Below are 17,659 nucleotides of genomic sequence, written 5' to 3'. Positions count from 1 at the left end.
GCGGGGCCGCGCGGCTCGCCGGCCGCGCGAGCACCCGCCTCATAGGTAGGCGTAGGCATCTCGCCAGGCGACGGTCATCGACGACAGGCCCGTGGCGTCGGAGCCCCGGAGGACGAAGTCCTGACGGCCGGGCGGCAGCCGCATGTCGGGAAGGCGCGGCGATGACCGGGACAGCTTCCCGGCGACCGAGGCGGACCCGTTGCGCAGGACGGTCAGCGCCCACGGCCGCGTGTCGATCGTGACGCGCTCGCCCTTCGCCAGCGTCAGGTCCAGTGACGCCTTCCACTTGCCGACGACTTCGCACACCGGCTGGGCGACCGGGCCGTAGAAGGTGATCACGGGCCACGTCGGCTTGGTCCCGCCAATGACCGCTTCACCCGGAACCTTGCTGGAGCCCGATCCCGTCATCCGCAGCGGAGTGGTCAGCGGGCCGGCCAATCCCCGGCGCGGGGCCGGGTTCATGGTCACCCGGACGGTGCGCTCGGTGTCGTCGTAGGCGACGCCGTCCAGGGAGAGGAAACTCGCGATGACCGGCGTGTGCCCCTGACGGGTCAGCCTGGACGCGGCTGGCGCGAACTTCCGCGGACGGCCGTAGAAGCGGCGGACCCGTCCGCCCTGAACCGTGCGGAGCACGGCGGCAGTTCCGAAACGCCGCCGCACCGCTTCCCCGTCCCATGCCTGCGCCATCTGAGAGACGGCGCCGAGGTTCGCCCCGTGCCGGCCCCGCTGGGTGTGGGCGGTATCGACGGTGTCCACGGCCACCTCGAAGGTGATGGTGGCCGTGGTGCGGAAGTCCTGGCCGAGCCGTACGCCGTCCCGCCGGGGGTTCGGTGTATCGCCCACGTCCGGGTCGCCGTAGGCGATCTCGAACGGGTCGAGGAGGTAGAACCCGCTCCGGAAGGACCCGAAGGTGAAGTCCGCCCCGGGGTGGATACCGCTGGAGCTGTAGGAGAGGTTCCATTCGCCCTCAGACAGAGACATGCGAGCCTCCCCGACGGATGCGGCGTAGCTCGAACATGGCCCCTCCCAGGGCTTCACCCGGACTCATGGGTGCGCCGGTCATGGTCAGGTGGAGGTCTCCGCCGACGAGGGAGGGGCTGACCGGCTGCGGGGAGGAGGCGCGCGGCGCAGCCGCACGGGTGCCGCGGTTGATGGCCACGGCGCCGTCCGCGTACTGGCGCAGTGCGCCGTTCGCCCATGCGACGACGCCTCCGAACTCGCTGACGACCTGCTCGACGATCGCCTTCGACCGCGTTCGCTTAGAGGGACTTAGTGGTACATAAGCCTCACCTCCGGTCTCCGGCTCCGCCCACAGCCGCCATTCCCCGGGCCGGGCGATCTGCGCGATGTGCCGCTCGGAGCCGGCCGCGAACGCCTTGATGCGGTTCCCGGCCCGCTGGATGCCTCCATCGGCGAAGCGCTTGATGCCGCCGTCGGCGTTCTCGGAGACGTACGGCTTGCCCACCGTGGAGTATTTGATCGTCACGTGCACGGTCTTGCCTGTGAGCGAGTTGATCTTGCCCTGGATCGCCGAGACGTTGCTGCTTGCCGACCCGGTGGGCGCGGTGATCTCGACTCGTTTGCCCTTGAGTTCCTTGACTTTGAACCCCAGGTCCTTGACCATCTGCTGCGCCGTCGCGGTCGGCGCCTCCATCTTCAGCTTCTTGCCCGGAGGCAGATCCACGACCTTGTCGCGGATGGCGGTGAGGTCCCCGGCCGCCTTCTTGATGATCGCGTTGACCGTCACATTTTTCCGGTTCGGCGCGTTCGCGATATCAGTGGCCAGGGCGCTGATGTCGACCCGGGCTCCCTTGGTCGGGGCGGTCACCCTGACGTTCTTGCCGCCGGGCAAAGACGTCACCTTGAAGCCGAGGAGTTCAAGCTGCTTGCGGGCCTCGCCTGTCGGGGCCTTGACGGTGATCGACTTGCCCGGCTTCAGGGACTCCAGCGTGCCGCGGAGCCCCAGGATCTGCGCTGTCGACTCCGGGATGCCCTTGGTGGTCATCAGGGTGGTGACGGTGTCCGGTATGAATCCCATCTGATCCGCGAGGGCGCGCGCCTGCGTCTTCGGAATGCCCATGTCCACGGCGAGCTGGATGGCTTTCGCGCGGGCCCGCTCCATCGCGGCCTGTCCCTTGTCCATCGCGTCGGACATGGGCATCACGCCCTGCTCCGCCGACTGCTGGGCGCTGGTGGCGACGGCGAGCATGGAGTCGCGCAGCTCGCCGAGCTGGCTGTTGAGGGTCTGACCGTTGCGGGAAGCGGTGTTGACCAGACCGTCGCTGTTGACCAGGGACCGGCCCCAGCCGTCCGCGCGGTCGGTGGCGCCCTTCATCGTCTCGTCGATCTGGAGCATGACGCCGTTGAGCTGCGCGGATGCGTCGTGGAAGGACTGTGCGTTGCCGTTGAGGGCGTCGAGCGCGCGGCGGAGGCTGTCGGTGCGCTCGTCGGCGCCCTTGGTCTTGTCGGAGTAGCCCTGCACGGCGGCCTGGAGCCGGTCGTAGGCGGACGTTCCGGTGCCGGAGGCGCCGTTGACCGCCGCGTTCAGCTCCTTCTGCTTCTTCTGGCCCGCTTCCAGCTCGCCGCGCACGGTCCCCAGGGCCTTCTTCGCGCGAAGCGCGGCGAGGCCCTGGTCGTCCCAGGACTGCACGGCGCCGGCCGATGACGCGTACCACTTCTCATGGGCGTCGGCCGTGGCCTGGAGTTCCGCTTCCAGGCCGGCGAGCGTTTTGCCCTGGCCGAGGTATGCGTTCGTCAGCTCCCCCAGGCCGACGTCGGCCTTGCGCATCATGTCGACCAGCTTTCCCTTGCCGTTGGCGAGGTCCGTGTCCTGGAGGAGCTGAGCGGCCTGGGCGCGCACGTTCGCGTCGATGACTCCGCCGGACTGCGCGAGCGCCTGGGCGAGGGAGTTGACGCGGTCGTTGTGCGCCTTGGTCGCGCGGGCGGCGGACTCCTGTCTGGATGCGAGGAGACCGAGTCCGATGGTGACGCCGATGATGGCGAGCCCGAGGGGGCCGCCGAGCGCGGATACCATGCCGCCCATGGCCGTGGACGCGGCGCGGTTCGCGGCACCGACCCCGCGCATGGCTCCGCTGAGCCGGTTGCCGTCGGCGGCAGCTCCCCGGTACGCACCCCCCATGCGCTGCCACATGGTGATCTGGGGTCCCATGACGCCGGGCCCCAGGGTGCCGCGCATGGTTCCGCCCAGGGCACCTACGGAGGTGCCCGCCGCCGCGATCGAGCCGCCGAAGTTCCGCAGCATCGACGTCACGCCCGTGACGACCTTGAGGGCCAGCAGCGTTCCGAGGAAAATGGCCAGGGCCGTGTTCGCGCCGGGTACGACGCTCATGACCCCGTTGAAGATGTTGAGCAGGCCGGAAAAGGCCATCAGAAGGACCCCGAGGCCGCTCCCTGCGGCGGCCAGGTTTCCGATCGCGGTGGCGAGGTTGGAGACGAGGCTGATCAGCGCGGGCCCGATCGACTGACCGATCGAATTGAAGAAGGTCCCGAGCGCGGGCATCAGCTCGGTCCTGATCTGCCGGATCAGGTCTGTGACGCCGTTGTTCTTCGCAGCCCGGCCCAGCCCCCGGAAGAAGTCCGCTACGAGCAGGTTCAGCTCGTGGAAGGTGGGCGCAGCGTCTGAGAAGAACTGCTTCATCGACGTCTGGCCCTTGGCCGAGTTTGCCCACTGCTGGAACTTGGCCATCGTTCCCTCGACGCCGTCGAGGAGGGCGTTCCCGGAGTCCTGGGCCGCCCTTCCGACGCCCCCGAGGCCCTTGACCAGATCCCAGGAGGAGCGTCCGAGCTGGGCCGCCTTGTCTCCGGCGTGGTCGAGGAACCGCGCCAGAGAACCGGTTTCACGCCCGGCCTGGACGGAGGCCCGTGCCCACTGGGTGAACCTTTTAGCGCCGCCGCTGACCCGTTCGACGAAAGGGCCGGAGGCCACCAGGAAGTCGACGGTCCCGACACCGAGGTTCGCGAGCCCATCGGTCATGTGGCCGATCGCCGTGCTGTTCGTCGACGCGATCGACTTGAAGTCCCGTCGGAACGGGCCCGTCTGCATGAACCGCGCGCCCCGGGCGGCCAGGGACCCCATCTGGTCCGAGGTGTCGCCGAGCGAGTCCGACAGCAGAGGGAGAACCGCCTCCGACACGGGCTTGATCTCGTCCGCGACCTGTGAGAAGAAACGTTCCTGCACGGACTGGCGCATGGTGCGCCACGCACCGCTCAGGGAGCCGACGACCGTGACGCTCTTGCGGGCGGACACGGACAGCCCTTCGAGGGACTGCTTCAACGCCGCCTGCTGCGCCGCGGTCTGTTTCGCGCCGGAGGCGGCCTGCTGCTGGGCCTTGAGAGTCTGCTTCAGGCCCTCGCCGAACCCGGCGAACGCCACCCGCGTGCCGATCGCCGCGGTGCCGGCCGCAGCGATCAGTCCGGGCACCGCGCCGAGTACGCCGACGGCGGGTGCTGCGGCCGAGGCGAGCGCGGTCACCGCGGCGCCGTACTGGGTGAGCGCGGCGACAGCGGGCTGCGCGAGGGAGAGCAGGGAGCCGATGCCGAGGAGACGCATCGCCCCCCGGCCGCGCGGCAGACGCATTTGCACCGGCACGGTGACCGGGGTGCGGTCGGCCTCGCTCTGCGCGCCGCCGATCAGACTACGGACGCCCGCGACCAGGCCGCCGCTGCGGCCCTGGCTGTCGGTGTCACCGTCGGCCTGGACCGGCACGCGGACGCCCGCCTGGGCGATACGCTGCGCGATGCCGTCCAGCCCGGCGCGGAGCCGCTGGTCGTCGACCGTGATCGTGACCCGGGCGGTGACACCCTTCGACGCCTCCTTGACGGCGGCTTCGAGCTTCTTGCGCAGGTTCTTGTCGTCGACCTTGACCTTGACCCGGGCGGCCAGGCCCTCGGCGGCAGACTCGATCTTGGTGCGCAGCTCGCGCGCGAAACCGCCGAGGTCGGCGACGACCGGCACGTCGAGGCGGCCGGCCTGAAGGCCCTCAGCCACTGCGGACCATTCCTCTCTGCATCGCTGCCGCGAGCATCTGCCGGTGCCCCGTGAGACGGGGGGCGGGCTGCGGCTGCGCGCCGGGCCGCTCGGCGGCGGCCTCGGCGGAGTCGTACGGGCGAGGGACGGACGTCGGCTCGTCACGTCGCCGGTCGGCGGCAAGGATGCTGACCTCTTCGATCAGTTGCGCCAAAAGCTCCGTTTCCTTGGTCCACCCCTTGATCTGGGCGGACTGGATTCGGGAGTCTTCGGGGAGGCCGTCGACCAGGACGATCAGACGCCTCAGTCCGAGGAAGCCGGGGTCTCCTGGCCGGCGCCAGATCCCTCGGGCGTCGAGTCCGTGGTATCGGCTGAGGTCGGACTCGACGTCTGCCCATCGTTCTCGGAGGAGCCGGCCAGCCCGAAGGATTTTCCCAGGTCGACGCCGTAGACCTTGATCAGGCCCATGGTGAGACGCACGTACGCCGGGAGGGAGGGAGCCAGGTCCTCGAACCGGCTGTACTCCTCTTCGCCCAGGAGGATGCGGTGCACCTCGTAGATCGCATCGACGAACGCGCGCGGCAGGTGCGGCCGTTTGAAGACCAGGTCGATGACGACGGACGCGGTCGGGTTCTCGCTGGCGTCGACGACGTCCCGCAGCAGGCCGACGAGGTCAAGTTCGGTGCTGAGCAGCGGGTCGAGTGCCTTGGCCGGAAGCTCGGCCGGGTAGATGAACTGCTCATCGCGGTAGAGCACCGGTATGCCGTGAGGGTGCTGGACCTCTCGGCGTTCGGCAGCGTCGAGATCGATGACGAAGGACATGAAGGGCGGACCTCTCGTGTGCGCGGGCTGGATCGCGGAGTGCGGCAGCGCGCGGACACTGACAAGCCGGCAAGGCTTGTGTCGCGCGCTGCCGCGGAGAGGTCAGGCCCCAGCAGGCGGAGTGGGGCCCGGGGCGAAGGACGGGTCATCGGTGATGACGTACCAAGGGTCGGCGTCGTCACCACCCTGGACCGCGAGCCTGAGCGGCAGCACGGACTCCTTCGTCTTCGCGAGTTCCTTGCTGACGCCCTCCATCTGCATGGAACGCGGCACCATGTAGCGGTAGTGCTTGCCGCCGTCGATCACCTCAATGCAGGCGGCGATCTCCGTGCGGCTGCCGATCCGCGGCGGAGTGAACCGGTAGTGCTTCTTGGCGTTCTGGGCGGTGACTTCGTCGATCTGCCCACCGCCGTACACGGCCTTGAAGTTCGGTCCGGACCACTGCTGGAGGTCCACTTCGACCGTCGATGCGTCCTGCGTCTGGAAGGTCCGGGTCGGGTAGCTGCTCTGGGCGCTGCGGACCTGCTCGAAGGACGGCTCGTTGTTGAATTTGAGCGAATCCTCGGTGGTGTAGCCCACGGGTCGCCAGCCCGAGGGCATTGTGACGGTGGCGTCAGCCGGCGCGGCGGTCCCGACCACGGCCAGCCACACCCGGGTGATTGCCGGGATGAGGATTTCGTTGTTGTTGGCGGTCTCGCCTGCCATGACAGGTCTCTCCTTGGGGGCTAGTGATAGGCCCCGGAACCTTCGGGAGAGAAGGGGGTTAACGTCGCGTGCTGCCCGGCAGGGGGCTACGGCGCTTCCCACAGAGTCCGTGCGACGTGCTCCGTTCCCGTCGGAGTACGCGGCCGGGACGCGCAGTGCCAGCCGCCTCGGGCGGGGCGGCGCGCGATTATGCGCCAGCCGGCCCCGCGCAGGCTGGCCCCGGACTCGCCGGCCTGCGTGTAGGTGATCAGCCTCGCGTACCCGAGCGCCTGAGTCGCGCGCCAACAGGCTCCGTAGAGCGCGCTGTTCGCATTGCGAACACCGTCTGTTGCGGTTCGGGTGACCTCCAGGGTCTCCCCGTCGTCCAGGTGGCGGGCGACGGGGCGGCCCACCATCGCGACGGCACGCAGAACACCGTGCTGGTCGGCGGCGCCGACGCTGAAGACGGCGCCGAGCGGCGGCTTGTGGTGCCGGTGCCACTGGGAGACGAACTCCTTGGCCTGCTTCTGCTTCACGGGCGTCAGGTGCAGGCGCACCCTTTCGTCGAAGTTCACTGGTCCGCCTATGGGTGCAGAGTGACCAGCAGGCCGAGGAGCCAGCGGGGCTGGCCGTCGACGAGCGGGGACCACAGCAGTGTTCCGGAGGGGCGGACGCCACTGACGACGGGCTGCCCCGGCAGGTGAGGAGCGCCGGGCAGCTCCGTCGCAGCGCCCGCGCAGTCGAGGACGATCTTCCGCAACTCGGCCTGTCCGGGCCAGCCCCCGGGATCGCCGTACGCCTCCAGTGTCACTTCCGGCTCCATGGCCCACGTCAGGGTGCGCATGTCCCCTCCGGGCCCGTGGGAGACCCGCAGGTGCGGCCACGGGGCCTCGGAGATCCCGGACACGCGGCCGGTGCCGCCCAGGGCCTCCGTCACGCGCGGATGCTTCTGGAGCCAGGCGAGCAGCACGGACACGGGGTCGGCGTCGGCGAGCGGGTTCGTCACGGCCGTCAGGAGCGGGCGACGTAGCCCGACAGCCGCAGACGGCGGGCGTAGTCGGGCGACACACGGACCTTGGCGCCGGGCAGGAAGGCGCGACCTCCGATATTGAGGTGGTTGGCCAGAGTGATCGTCTCCATCGGCGGCGCCGGGCGCGCGGGGACAACGGTCGGGACCTCGTCGGCCGACGGGTCGGTCGTGGCGGTCTTGGTGGTGGCGTTCTTGGCAGTCATGGCGCGCACTGTGGCGGCCCGGGATGTTTGTGTCGCGCGCTCCCCGACGCGGTGACGAGGACGGCCGCAGCTCCGGCCGGTCAACATCCCGGCGGCATCTTGTCGAGGATCAGGTCGGGAACGGGCGAGGTCAGCGGCGAGCGGCCACGATCGTCGCGGCGCGGGCCATGAAGTGGGCACCAGCGGCGATGAGGTTGCCGGGATAGACCGTTCCCACTTCGGCTTCGACGACCATCGGGCCGCGGGCGGTGACGGTCACGGTGACCGTCCTTCCGGAGATGACCGGCTGGCCGGTGGTGATGTTCCGGGCGAGGCCGTCGGGATCGATGGCGGTGACGCAACGGCAGTTCTTCAGGTTCGCGGTGGCTCTCGACGACCGGTCGCGGGGCTGGAGCATGTATGTGCTCGGGCCGACGCCGCGGTGCCGGCGGTCCCACTCCATGCTGTTGATCGCGAATCGCAGGTTGCCCGGTACGACCTGCCCGTGCGCCTGCCTGTGGGTGGGGCGGACCTTGTCGTCGGCCATCGTGACCCACCTTTTGGTGGGCGGCGCGAGTCGCCTGGCCTCGATCTCCACCTGGTGGGCGACGCGCCGTATGTGCGGGGCGACCATGCGCGCGAGCTGCGTTTCCAGCGCTGGGTTCGGGGTGAACCTCGCCATTCAGGGCACCTCCGGCGGGTTACGGGTGGCGGTGGCCTGGACGTAGTCGACGGCCGGGCAGCCCGGCACCTGATGGAGGCGGGCCGTGGTGAGAGTCCAGGTCATGCCCGTTTCGTCGCCGACGATGTCGCCGGGCTCGGCGGGCCGGGCAGCCGGGTCCAGGCGCAGGGACCATGAACCGTCCGGCTGCTCCAGCGCGGAGCCGGGCCAGGTGCCGCGTGGCTCAGGCCGCTGGTTCGGATCGGGTGCCACTGGCACACCGTTCGCGTCCCGGGCCCACGGGTGGGTGTGGGCGTACAGCGTCAGCATCCGGTTGGCCAGCACGACCGCCACGGTCAGCCCTTCCCCGGTGTGACCAGGGCCTGCCGGATACCTGCGGTGACTGCGCCGATGTATGTGGTGAAGACGGGGGTGGTGTTCTTCCGGTTCGCGCGGCTCATGTCACCGTTCTGGAAGAACTGCGCACGTTGAGCGGTGGTGAGTTCGAGCTGTACGCCCATGCCGCGAATGCCTCGGTTGGTGATATTCGCCGGATCGTTCCCGTTGAGTTCTTCGGCGGCCACGCTGACCGTGAAGCCGGCGCTGGCCAGGGCCTCGCCGATCTGGTCGCGCAAGTTGTAGTCGAGACCGCCCAGGTAGGTCATCGCGTAGGTGCCGGCTGCGCCGTGCCAGGACACGATGTGGGTGGCGGCCTTCGCCATAGCCAGGCCCTGCGGCTCGTCGAATCGAGTCGACGTGATGTGCAGGTCCGCGTTCGCCCCGGCCTCCCTGAAACCGTCGAGCTGGTAGAAGTCGTGGACATCGCCCGCGGCGGCGTCAGCAAGCTCGCTGGTTCCCTGCTCGATACCGCCTCCGTGAATCGCCAGGTGCAACAGGGTGGAGAACGCGCTCGTCCGCCAGGCCCGCTGGTAGTGGATGCCCTCGATCTGGCCGCTCGCCAGCTCCGCGTACGACTGGTAAAGGTCGCCCATGGGTCCCGCTCCTTCCTTCTGGTCAGCGCCGGGTTCTGCTGGACGAGTACGGCCAAGGCGCGCGCGGCGGACGGGACAGGGGCTGGAACACGAGACGGCGCAGCTTGTTGAGGCTCGCCATGGTCGGCGGGGCGCCCGCCTGCCCCGCAGCGGGCGCGGACTCGTACGAGACGGACTGCCCCTCCGCACTCACCGAGGAGACACGCCGCCCCGGCCCCGTCGTTGCCCCTGTGCCGGGTTCGGATCGCTGTCGGACGCATTCGGCAGCGTGCGCGACGACGTACCTGACCACTGACTCCTCGCCCGCACCGTTGAGGCCGACGAGGAGGTCCACGTCGTATGTCCCGTCGGCGTTGGCTCGGTAGGAGATCACCTCGGCGAAGTCGTCGACGGTCAGGTGCCAGGCGTCGGCGTCGTCGAGGCGATCTGTCCACGACGGCGTGATGCCGCGCAACGTCGTCGCGGTGGGGACCAAGGTCCGTCCGAGATAGGCGGCGACGTCGGCCTGAGCGTTGCGGATCTCCGTCTCGTAGGTACTGCGCTGGGCGGAGTCGAGCGGGAGCGGAATGCCGAGGGCATCGCCGACGGCTTCGGGCGACGCGACCAGACCCTGGCCGGTGGGGAGGTCCAGACGCACCGACGTGTCCGTGACGCTCTGCCCTCCCGAGTGAGGGGTGAAGGTGACCGCGCCCCAGTAGCGGCCCGGAGCGACCGTGGGGAGGACGAATCGGTACACCCCCGTGCGGAGGCGGACGGCTGGTGAAGCCGATGCGACCACGGGTCCGTCACGTTCAGCCGTGGCGTACAGGTCGAGACGCGTCACCTCACCGCCGGCCTGGGCCGGGTCGTAGCGCGCCCCGGCCCACATCGGCGTGTGGTCGTAGACCGACACCCTCTGTCTCCTTCTACTGGGTGCGGCCGGTGCGCGCTGCCTGCGCGACGAGCCGTTCGCGGATACGAGCGGCGATGCTCTCGGACAGCGTCGCGCCCTGGGGCTGGAGGAGCCGGGTGATCGGGTTGCGGTGCGGGCCGAGGAAGGTTCGCTCCACGAGACGGACCGTGCACTGGAGAGTCGAGCCGTACTCGGTGAGCGGCACGAACACCGCGTCGATGTCAGCGGGCGGCTTGCCGGTGGCGTCGTCGAGAATGATGTCGGCCAGGTTCTCCGCGTCCGGGATGACCTCGGTCGGTGTGACGTACGGGCTCTGCACCGGGGCCTCGGGAGCCGCGTCGGCGTGCGGCGGCTCCAGCGGCGCGGACTCCGGCGCCGTGGCCGCGAAGTCGGCGGGGGCCGGGGCGGTTGCGGCCGGCGATTCCTCGGTGGCCGCCTTCGCGGCGGTCTTACGGGTGCGGGTGGTGGCGGCCATGGGTGGCTCCTCATGCGGTGTCGGTCCGATCGCCGCACTCTGTACGAGGGGTTCGGCTTGTGTCGCGGGGTGCGGTAGCGGAGTGCTGACTCGGCCGGGGCCCGGCTCCGCGGGCTCCGGCCGGAGTGCGGGTCAGCCCCCTGCGGGGGAGTCGTAGGTGAAGGCGTCGGCCTTGGACACGCTGCCGCTGTCGTGGGTCAGCTCGACGGCAACGGTGCCGGGGCCGCCGGGCGGCGTCTTCACGCTCAGCTCGGCGGCTGAGCGGACGCGCAGTTCGGTGCCCGGGGCGTTGCCGAAGGTCACCGCCGAGACGCCGTCGAGGTGGGAGCCCGTGATGGTGACCACGGTGCCGCCGACGGCCGGGCCCGCGGCGGGGCTGATGCCGGTGACTGCTGCCTCGGTGAACAGCCGGTCGACGACGGAACGAAGGAGGACCGTCCCGGCCGGGTAGAGCATAAAGAGCTTGGAGCCCTCGGGCCTTCCGTCGCCCTTCCCGTAGGGCTCGGAGACGTAGATGTCCTCCGTGACCCGGACCGGTGGATCATCGAGCGGGACAGCAGGGAACGCCGCCTTCGTGATGCGGGTGCCGTTCTCGCGATACAGGCCCATGGTGTTCTTCCTCCGATGCAGTGGACTGAGGGAGGAAGGGTGTGCGCCGCTGGATGCTTGGGTCCTGCTCAGAGCAGCCGTAGGTGATCCCAGCCGTGCGGGCCGACGCTGAGCACGAGGAGTCCGGCGGATGAGACCTCGCCGCTGCGTGCCGTGTACCAGTCCGAGCCGCCGTCGAGTGTGGGGGCCTGGATGTGCAAGCGCCCGTTTCCGAGCTGCTGCGCACGGAAGTGGTGGAAATGCCCGGTGATCAAGATCGAGGCGTCTGCGATGGGCTGGCGGCCGAAGCTCTGCCCACGCCACCAGTCCCCGGCCTTCTCCGGGCGGGCGTACTGGTGGCCGTGTGCGAGGCCCACTGTGGTGCCGGCGACGTCCAGACTCACTGTCTCGCGCCACTTCTCCGGCATCACGAAGCTGACGTGTCCGTACGCGTCGGTGTTCCGGGCGTATGCGTCGGCGATCTGGGCCAGGACCTCCACGCCCCAGTCGTCGTTGGGCGGCCCCACGGCTTCGCGCCCTCGGCGGACCCGGCCGTGGTTGGACCCGCACGTCGCCGCGACGACACGGCCGAAGCGTGCGGCGAGGCGGTCCAGGCCCTCGAAGGTGATCCGCCTGTGCACACGGATCATCTCGGTCATGCTCAGGTCGTTGGTGTGCGCCTGCTGACCGGTGTTCTCGTAGTTCTCCACGCAGTCCCCGGCGTCCAACCAGTAGGCGGCCGAGGGGCCTTCGCCGATGGCTTTCAAGTCGCGGATGTGGTCGTCGAGCCGGTCCATGCGATCCGCGACGCGCGCGACCAGTTCCGGTGTGCCGCCGCCGCGCCCAACCTTGCCGGCCTGAGCGTCGGCGTACACCACGATCAGGGCTCGGTCCGCGGACTCGACGACGGGTCGGGCCTTTCGGCGGCGGCGCATGGCGTCGCGGACCAGGGCGTCGACGTCGCCTGCGGAGAGCCACGCCGGGGACGCGGGTTCCACGAGGTAGCGGCAGCGCCAGACGGGTCGGGTGACCGCGTCTTCGCCCTGGGAGTCGCGATGCCACGCGGCCGGGTCGTGCCGGGCTTCGACCAGGCGGACCTTCCAGCCGTCCGGTATGACGAGTCCGAGGTCTTCGACGCGCAGACGCCAGTCGTCTTCACTGGCCGGCGGCTGTGTGGCGGCGGGGGCGGTGACCACCATCGTGCCCCCCGCCTCGTAGCGCACTCCGGCTTCCCACCCGCGCGGGGCTGGTGCGGGAGAGTTCAGGACCTCGCTGGGCTGCGCCTGCGCGGCGGGCACAGGCCGGAGCAGGGACTCCAGGTCGTTCGTGAGGCTCATCGTGGGCACCGGCATCCGTTGGCGTTGCCCCGGCGGCGGTGGCGCGCCACGGTGTAGGAGGTGACGGTGCGGCCGTGACGGCTGAGAACTTCGGCGATGGCGGTGGCAGTGACCGTTGGGGTGTCGAGGATGCGGTGCAGTGCTGCCGCAGTGTCCTCGTCGACGCGGGTCAGGACGGCACCGACGGTGCATGGCGGTCCCTTGCGTGCGGGCTCCACTTCGGTCAGTGCGTCGAGGTCTGCGACGAGTTGCTTCTCGGTCACCGGGCGTTCCTCCGTGTCAGGTTGTGCAGAAGAAGTGGGAGAGGGGAGCCGTCGCTCGGGACCGGGACGGTGGGCGGCGGCTCCCCCTCGTCAGAGTCAGCCGGTGGGCTGGGTCCAGGTGCCGATCACGAAGGACTCGGGCCGGGGGACCTCAAGGGCGACCCGCTCGTCCGCACGGAAGGTGATCAAGCCCTTTTCGAAGTTGTCGGCATTCTCCGAGGAGACCGTCACGGAAACCGACTGCCTGTCGTGAAGCTGGGCACCGAGTCCGAACGAGCCGACGAGGAAGTTTTCATCGGACATTGCCGTGGTCTCGACGACGTCCAGTCGCCAGACGCGCTTGGTCGCGCCGACAGCGATTTGGAGCGCCACACGGAATGCGCCCGTCTTGTCCTCTTCGACTTCGACGTGTTCCCACATGGACGGCGAAAGGACGATGCCGGTCGGGTCGTACTCTGCGAGCAGAGCGCGGGTGATCGAACGCCGGATCTGAACACTGAACTGGTCGGTGTTCACGCCCCTGTACGACTGCACGCCCGGGGTGTTGAAGATTCCGGTAAGCGACTGTCCGTCGCCGACAGAATGCAGGAGATCCCAGTCCTCCTGGTACTTCACGCCCTCGACCATGCGCGAGTTGATGAAGGTCTTGAGCCGGGGCTCGTCGCTCAATATGTTCTTGTGGGCATCGAGTAGATGGGCAATCTCGCTGACCGGATACATGACGGGCACGAGGGACAGCTTGGAACGGGGCGCGCGCCCCCAGGTGTCGGACTCTGCGCCGGTCGCCGGGCTTGTGCCGTCGGCGGCGTAACGTTCCTTCACCTGCTTCGCATTGTTCGTCCAGCCAGTCTCGCGCGCTCCGTAGAGAACGGAGTGCTTGGTCGACGACTTCGGGAACAGGTCGCGAATGCGGAACTTGCGGTACTCGCGCTCGGCGATGCCGACGTTCTGCGCGGAACCGAGGGTCTGGTGCGTGACAGTGCCCGCGGACAGGCTGTGGATGGACTTGCCCTCCATTTCCGCGCGGACGTACGGACGGTCACGGAATCCGGCCTGGGAGGCGGACTTGTAGGCGTCACTCTCGACGAACAGGTCACCGAGAGACTTGCCTTCCATCGGGTTCTGCTGCCGCTGCCCGTAGTGGTGTCCCGCAGCGGAAACCGAGTCAGGCTCGGCGAGGTACTGCTTTACCTGGGTCATGCCCTCGGCGTCGGCGATGAGCTGCTTAAGCTCCATCGCATCTGCGGACACCTTCTTGAATGCGGCGGCCTGCTCGGTGGACACGACGAAGCCGCCGTTGTCCTCCACCCGGAAGGTCTGCGAGATTCGCTCTGCTTCGGCGGACTTCTCGGCGAGCTGGACCTTCAGGCTGCTGATCAGAGCCTTGTTCTCGGCCATTGCGGGGTGCTCTCTCCATGGTGCTGGGTGCAGTTGACGCGCGTCGCCCGCCCGGCCAGCACCGGGACGACCCGACAACGCGGGCATTGGAGAGAGCGGCGGTGCTTAACGTCGCGCGCTGAAAGAGCACATGGCCTCTGACCTGCTGTTTTGTTGTATTCGGCGGATGGGGCCGCGCGGACCGGCGACGTCCGGCTCTGCGGCTGAATCGCTGTCGCCTACCCCTGGATCGCGGCGAGCTGGGCCTTCACCTCGTCGGCGTCCAGACGGACGGTGTCCCCGTCCTCCTCGTCCTCGTCGTCGGTGTCTTCTGGGCTGTCCGGGAAGTTGTCAGGGGCAGGTCCGGAGTCGTGAGGCTCGTCGTACGGGTCGTCGTCCCACAGGTCGATGCCGCTGCCGGCCATCGGAGTCGTGGCCGTGGGCTCCTCGTCGTCCTCTTCGACAGGGTGGACGTCAAGGCCCTTGCGGGAGAGGGCGGCGATGAGTTCCGCGACGGGCGCGCGCAGGGGTTCGAGCTGGGGGCCGTCTGCGGCGTGGACACGGGCCGTGGTGTCGGTGAGGGCGCTCACGGCCGGCAGGACGACTCGGCTGTCCGTCGCCTCGTCGATGTCGGCGACTCGTACCGGACCGCCTTGCTCGGGGATGACCACGGTGGTCAGCTCGACGGGCTGCGGGGTGCCGAGGGACATCTCGGGGCCGCTGGTGTCGTACGGGACGGCGTAGGTGACGGGGTCGGCGCCGTCCTGGTGGACGGCGACGATGGCACGGTCGGGGTAGGTCGCCTCGACGCACACCCAGGTGTCGTCCTCGGTGGCGAGGAGTCGCCGGACGGCGGAGCCGACGCGGTCTCGGATCTGCTCGTACGAAGCGGGCAGGGGCTGGATCGGCGACACAGTGACTCCAGGGATGCGGGACTTGGCTTCGAGGACGGCGACGTGGGCGCTCTTGCTCTCGGGCGCGGAAGCACGGCGGTGTCGGCCGCGCGCGGCCTTCGCTTCGAGGACGGCGGCGCGGGCGGACTTCGCCTCGATACCGGACCGCGTTCCATGATCGAACTTGCCCAATTGGGCGAGCCCGTCGGCGGCCGGGTCGGCGGCAGTTCCGGTGAGGCGGACGGGGATGGAGTCGGGGCCGGACACGACGTGCACGGTGTCGAAGGCGACGGGCAAAGGCGGCACGGCAGGAGTGTCGGCAGGCAGGCCGTAGCCCAGGGTGATGTGCGGGGTGAACCCGTGGTTGGTGCGCACAGCATCAGCGAGAGGCGAGAGCGCGAGGACATTGATGATTCGGGCGCGCAGCTCGATCAGACCGGGCACATCGACGGGGACGAACACCGGCTCGCCGTCGCCGCCGTCGGGGAACCGGCCGATGCCGCCGATCTGCCCGGTGAGCGGTTCGACGCCGTCGAGCGCCGCTGAGACCGCTCTCGTGAGGTCGTCGGGGTGACCGGGGAGCTGGTCGGCGTCGCCGAGGTAGGCCAGGGTGATGTGCAGGTCGCGTGAGTCCGTGCCGTCGCTGTGGGCGATCTGCTCGGCAACGGCGGCAGGGAGGTAGAGCGCGACCATCGCCCCCCGGCCGGACTGCTGTTCGGCGGCCTTGATGTTGATGTGGCCGCTGGACGCGGTGGCCTTGTGCTCCAGCCCGGTGGAGTCGGGATCGGCCTTGACTTCGAGCGCCCGCGTCATGGGGTGTGCACCGTGCAGGACCGGGGAGACCTCGAAGAGGTCGAGCTTGGTGATCACGCGGACACCGTCGCCGCGCTTCGTCGCGCCGCTCGGCGGTACGCGGTAGCCGATGGAGAACTGGGCCTCACCGTGGGCGTGCCACTGGCGGACCTGCTCGTAGACGTCTCGGCCCTTGGTCGTGCGGAGGTTGAACGCGATGGTCGCGACGAGCGCTCCGGCCTCCGCAGGCCAGTTCGGGATCTCGCTGAGTCGAGGATCGCCGGGTTTCCACTCGGCGATGTCCAGGACGACGCCGATGGGCTCCCGCCACTCGTGGTGCCAGACCGTCTTTACGGGTCTGGTCGCCAGGGTGTGGGCGAAGGCACCCGGGATGATGAGGTCCGCGACGTCATCGACGACACCAGTGACAGCGAAGATTGCCCGGCATGTGCCCTTACGGGGTGCAGGTGCGTGGGTTGTGGGGGCGGGCGGCACGGCGAGGGACCTCCGGCGTGTGGACAGTTGGCCGCCGGGGACCGTGCCGTGCCTGCCTGGCTACTGTCCTGTGCTGGCCTCAGCCTGGGGGTTCCCGGCCTCCGCAGCCGTCCGGGCGGCCAGGTATCCCTTGGTCCAGTAACGGGCGCCGAACTGCTGTGCCTGGTCGGCGCTGTACTGGTCGTAGGGACAGGCGTCAGATGGGTCGCCCTCCTGGAATGCGGCCTTGCCCTCTTTGAGCAGCGCCAGATAGGTCTGGCGGTTCAGCTCCACCGTTGTCGCTCCTAACTCTGCTGGGGCGGGAACAGGGCGTCCTGGCCGCCGTGTTCGCCGGACGCGGCACCATCGTCGCCGCCGGCCTGACTGTGGGTGCGGGTCATCTGAGCGTCGTCGACGTCGATGGCCCACACGTCGGGGTCGGTGTACTGCCAGACCTGTCCGGTTACATCGCGGACCCACCCGGTCAGTGTGCCGTCCGAAGCTTGATCCAGCCACGCTTCTTCGCCGTCTGCTCCCCGGTAGGCAGCGAACGCGGCGGACGGGTCGGTCTCATCACCTTCGTCGTAGGGGTCCCCGGACCAGGGGCGGGAGTCGTCGTCGGGTCCGGGGCCGGGGGCGCCGGCCCCGTCGTCGGGGACCTCGGCGTTGTCGCCGGGGTGCGCGGCGTCCTCGTCAGGAGCCTCTTCGGAGGTCAGATCCTCCGACGTGGGGGCGGCTGCGGCGGGCTCCTCGCTGAGGTCCGTCCCGCCCGAGTGTGCGCCGGGTTCGGCCCCTTCAGCCGGGGCGTCCTGTTCCTGGTCTTCGTCGTCGTCCCCGAACGGCTTTCCGCGCTGAGGGAGGGCCTTGATGGCGAATCCGTATGTGGTCATCGCCGCAGGGTGTGAACGAAGTGCGGTTAGTGTCCTGCCCTGGGCCCGGGGCCGCCTTCCTTTCCGTGCAGTTCAGCGGCTGTCGAGGACTCGGGTGTAACGGTGCATGACCGCCAGCACGGACTGCGGGTCGGCCCCGTCCACCGTGCGCATCGGGCCGGTCGGTGTCAGCGCGACCCGCTCGCCCGTGTGGAGCGCCACGAGCGCGGCAGCACGGGCGGAGCCGACCACCGGCCGGTCCGCGGCTCCGGTGACCTGCACCTGGTAGGCGGAGCCGTCTTCGAACCGGCCGGTGACGGTCTGGGGCATTCTCATCTCCT

Annotated in this window: 21 protein-coding genes; all 21 read right to left on the bottom strand. The window is 69.5% G+C overall.

The annotated features are described in order from the left end of the window. Positions 1-39: 39 nt before the first annotated feature. Complete coding sequence (locus ACH4S7_RS03145) at positions 40-981, bottom strand: hypothetical protein (protein WP_398519313.1); 942 nt, start codon at positions 979-981, stop codon at positions 40-42. Then, positions 968-5,008 carry a hypothetical protein gene (locus ACH4S7_RS03140; protein ID WP_398519312.1) on the bottom strand — a complete coding sequence of 1,347 codons (4,041 nt, stop codon included), beginning with the start codon at positions 5,006-5,008 and terminating at the stop codon, positions 968-970. The genes ACH4S7_RS03145 and ACH4S7_RS03140 overlap by 14 nt, the downstream gene beginning before the upstream one ends. After that, the gene (locus ACH4S7_RS03135) at positions 5,001-5,201 is read right to left on the bottom strand and encodes a hypothetical protein (protein WP_398519311.1); all 201 of its coding nucleotides are present in this window, start codon (positions 5,199-5,201) and stop codon (positions 5,001-5,003) included. The genes ACH4S7_RS03140 and ACH4S7_RS03135 overlap by 8 nt, the downstream gene beginning before the upstream one ends. Before the next feature lie 89 nt (positions 5,202-5,290). Next, entirely contained in the window at positions 5,291-5,809 is a 519-nt protein-coding gene (locus ACH4S7_RS03130) for a hypothetical protein (RefSeq protein ID WP_398519310.1), read from the bottom strand. Between the two features lie 102 nt (positions 5,810-5,911). Further along, a complete protein-coding gene (locus ACH4S7_RS03125) occupies positions 5,912-6,514 on the bottom strand; it encodes a hypothetical protein (protein WP_398519309.1) in 603 nt (200 codons plus the stop codon). 86 nt (positions 6,515-6,600) lie between these two features. After that, positions 6,601-7,068, bottom strand: coding sequence for an XF1762 family protein (locus ACH4S7_RS03120; RefSeq protein ID WP_398519308.1), 468 nt, complete (start codon positions 7,066-7,068; stop codon positions 6,601-6,603). Between the two features lie 8 nt (positions 7,069-7,076). Beyond that, on the bottom strand, positions 7,077-7,499 hold the full coding sequence (locus tag ACH4S7_RS03115) for a hypothetical protein (protein ID WP_398519307.1): 423 nt from the start codon (positions 7,497-7,499) through the stop codon (positions 7,077-7,079). 5 nt (positions 7,500-7,504) lie between these two features. Beyond that, complete coding sequence (locus ACH4S7_RS03110) at positions 7,505-7,726, bottom strand: hypothetical protein (protein ID WP_398519306.1); 222 nt, start codon at positions 7,724-7,726, stop codon at positions 7,505-7,507. Positions 7,727-7,856: 130 nt separating this feature from the next. Beyond that, positions 7,857-8,387 (bottom strand): phage minor head protein, encoded by a 531-nt coding sequence (locus ACH4S7_RS03105; RefSeq protein ID WP_398519305.1) that lies wholly within the window; start codon positions 8,385-8,387, stop codon positions 7,857-7,859. Then, complete coding sequence (locus ACH4S7_RS03100; RefSeq protein WP_398519304.1) at positions 8,388-8,720, bottom strand: hypothetical protein; 333 nt, start codon at positions 8,718-8,720, stop codon at positions 8,388-8,390. It abuts the gene before it with no gap. 2 nt (positions 8,721-8,722) lie between these two features. After that, positions 8,723-9,358, bottom strand: coding sequence for a poly-gamma-glutamate hydrolase family protein (locus ACH4S7_RS03095; protein ID WP_398519303.1), 636 nt, complete (start codon positions 9,356-9,358; stop codon positions 8,723-8,725). A 22-nt stretch (positions 9,359-9,380) separates the two neighbouring features. After that, positions 9,381-10,250 (bottom strand): hypothetical protein, encoded by an 870-nt coding sequence (locus tag ACH4S7_RS03090; RefSeq protein WP_398519302.1) that lies wholly within the window; start codon positions 10,248-10,250, stop codon positions 9,381-9,383. A gap of 13 nt (positions 10,251-10,263) precedes the next feature. Then, on the bottom strand, positions 10,264-10,725 hold the full coding sequence (locus ACH4S7_RS03085) for a hypothetical protein (RefSeq protein ID WP_398519301.1): 462 nt from the start codon (positions 10,723-10,725) through the stop codon (positions 10,264-10,266). 132 nt (positions 10,726-10,857) lie between these two features. After that, positions 10,858-11,334, bottom strand: coding sequence for an IPT/TIG domain-containing protein (locus ACH4S7_RS03080; protein ID WP_398519300.1), 477 nt, complete (start codon positions 11,332-11,334; stop codon positions 10,858-10,860). A gap of 68 nt (positions 11,335-11,402) precedes the next feature. After that, positions 11,403-12,650, bottom strand: a complete 1,248-nt coding sequence (locus ACH4S7_RS03075) for a hypothetical protein (RefSeq protein ID WP_398519299.1) — start codon at positions 12,648-12,650, stop codon at positions 11,403-11,405. Then, positions 12,647-12,913: a hypothetical protein gene (locus tag ACH4S7_RS03070; RefSeq protein ID WP_398519298.1), complete on the bottom strand. Its 267-nt coding sequence runs from the start codon at positions 12,911-12,913 to the stop codon at positions 12,647-12,649. Before ACH4S7_RS03070 ends, ACH4S7_RS03075 begins: the two co-directional genes overlap by 4 nt. Positions 12,914-13,009: 96 nt before the next feature. Continuing rightward, positions 13,010-14,311 (bottom strand): phage major capsid protein, encoded by a 1,302-nt coding sequence (locus ACH4S7_RS03065; RefSeq protein WP_398519297.1) that lies wholly within the window; start codon positions 14,309-14,311, stop codon positions 13,010-13,012. Between the two features lie 218 nt (positions 14,312-14,529). Further along, positions 14,530-16,470 carry a 2'-5' RNA ligase family protein gene (locus tag ACH4S7_RS03060; RefSeq protein WP_398519296.1) on the bottom strand — a complete coding sequence of 647 codons (1,941 nt, stop codon included), beginning with the start codon at positions 16,468-16,470 and terminating at the stop codon, positions 14,530-14,532. Between the two features lie 60 nt (positions 16,471-16,530). Beyond that, complete coding sequence (locus ACH4S7_RS03055; protein WP_398519295.1) at positions 16,531-16,743, bottom strand: hypothetical protein; 213 nt, start codon at positions 16,741-16,743, stop codon at positions 16,531-16,533. A gap of 11 nt (positions 16,744-16,754) precedes the next feature. Beyond that, a complete protein-coding gene (locus tag ACH4S7_RS03050) occupies positions 16,755-17,339 on the bottom strand; it encodes a hypothetical protein (RefSeq protein ID WP_398519294.1) in 585 nt (194 codons plus the stop codon). Positions 17,340-17,411: 72 nt separating this feature from the next. Next, positions 17,412-17,648 (bottom strand): hypothetical protein, encoded by a 237-nt coding sequence (locus tag ACH4S7_RS03045; protein WP_398519293.1) that lies wholly within the window; start codon positions 17,646-17,648, stop codon positions 17,412-17,414. Between the last annotated feature and the right edge of the window lie 11 nt (positions 17,649-17,659).

This window comes from Streptomyces sp. NPDC020965, from assembly GCF_044333555.1.
Classification (GTDB): Bacteria; Actinomycetota; Actinomycetes; order Streptomycetales; family Streptomycetaceae; genus Streptomyces.
The sequence above is the reverse complement of the archived record's forward strand: the minus strand, read 5'-3'. Positions and strand labels throughout refer to the sequence as shown.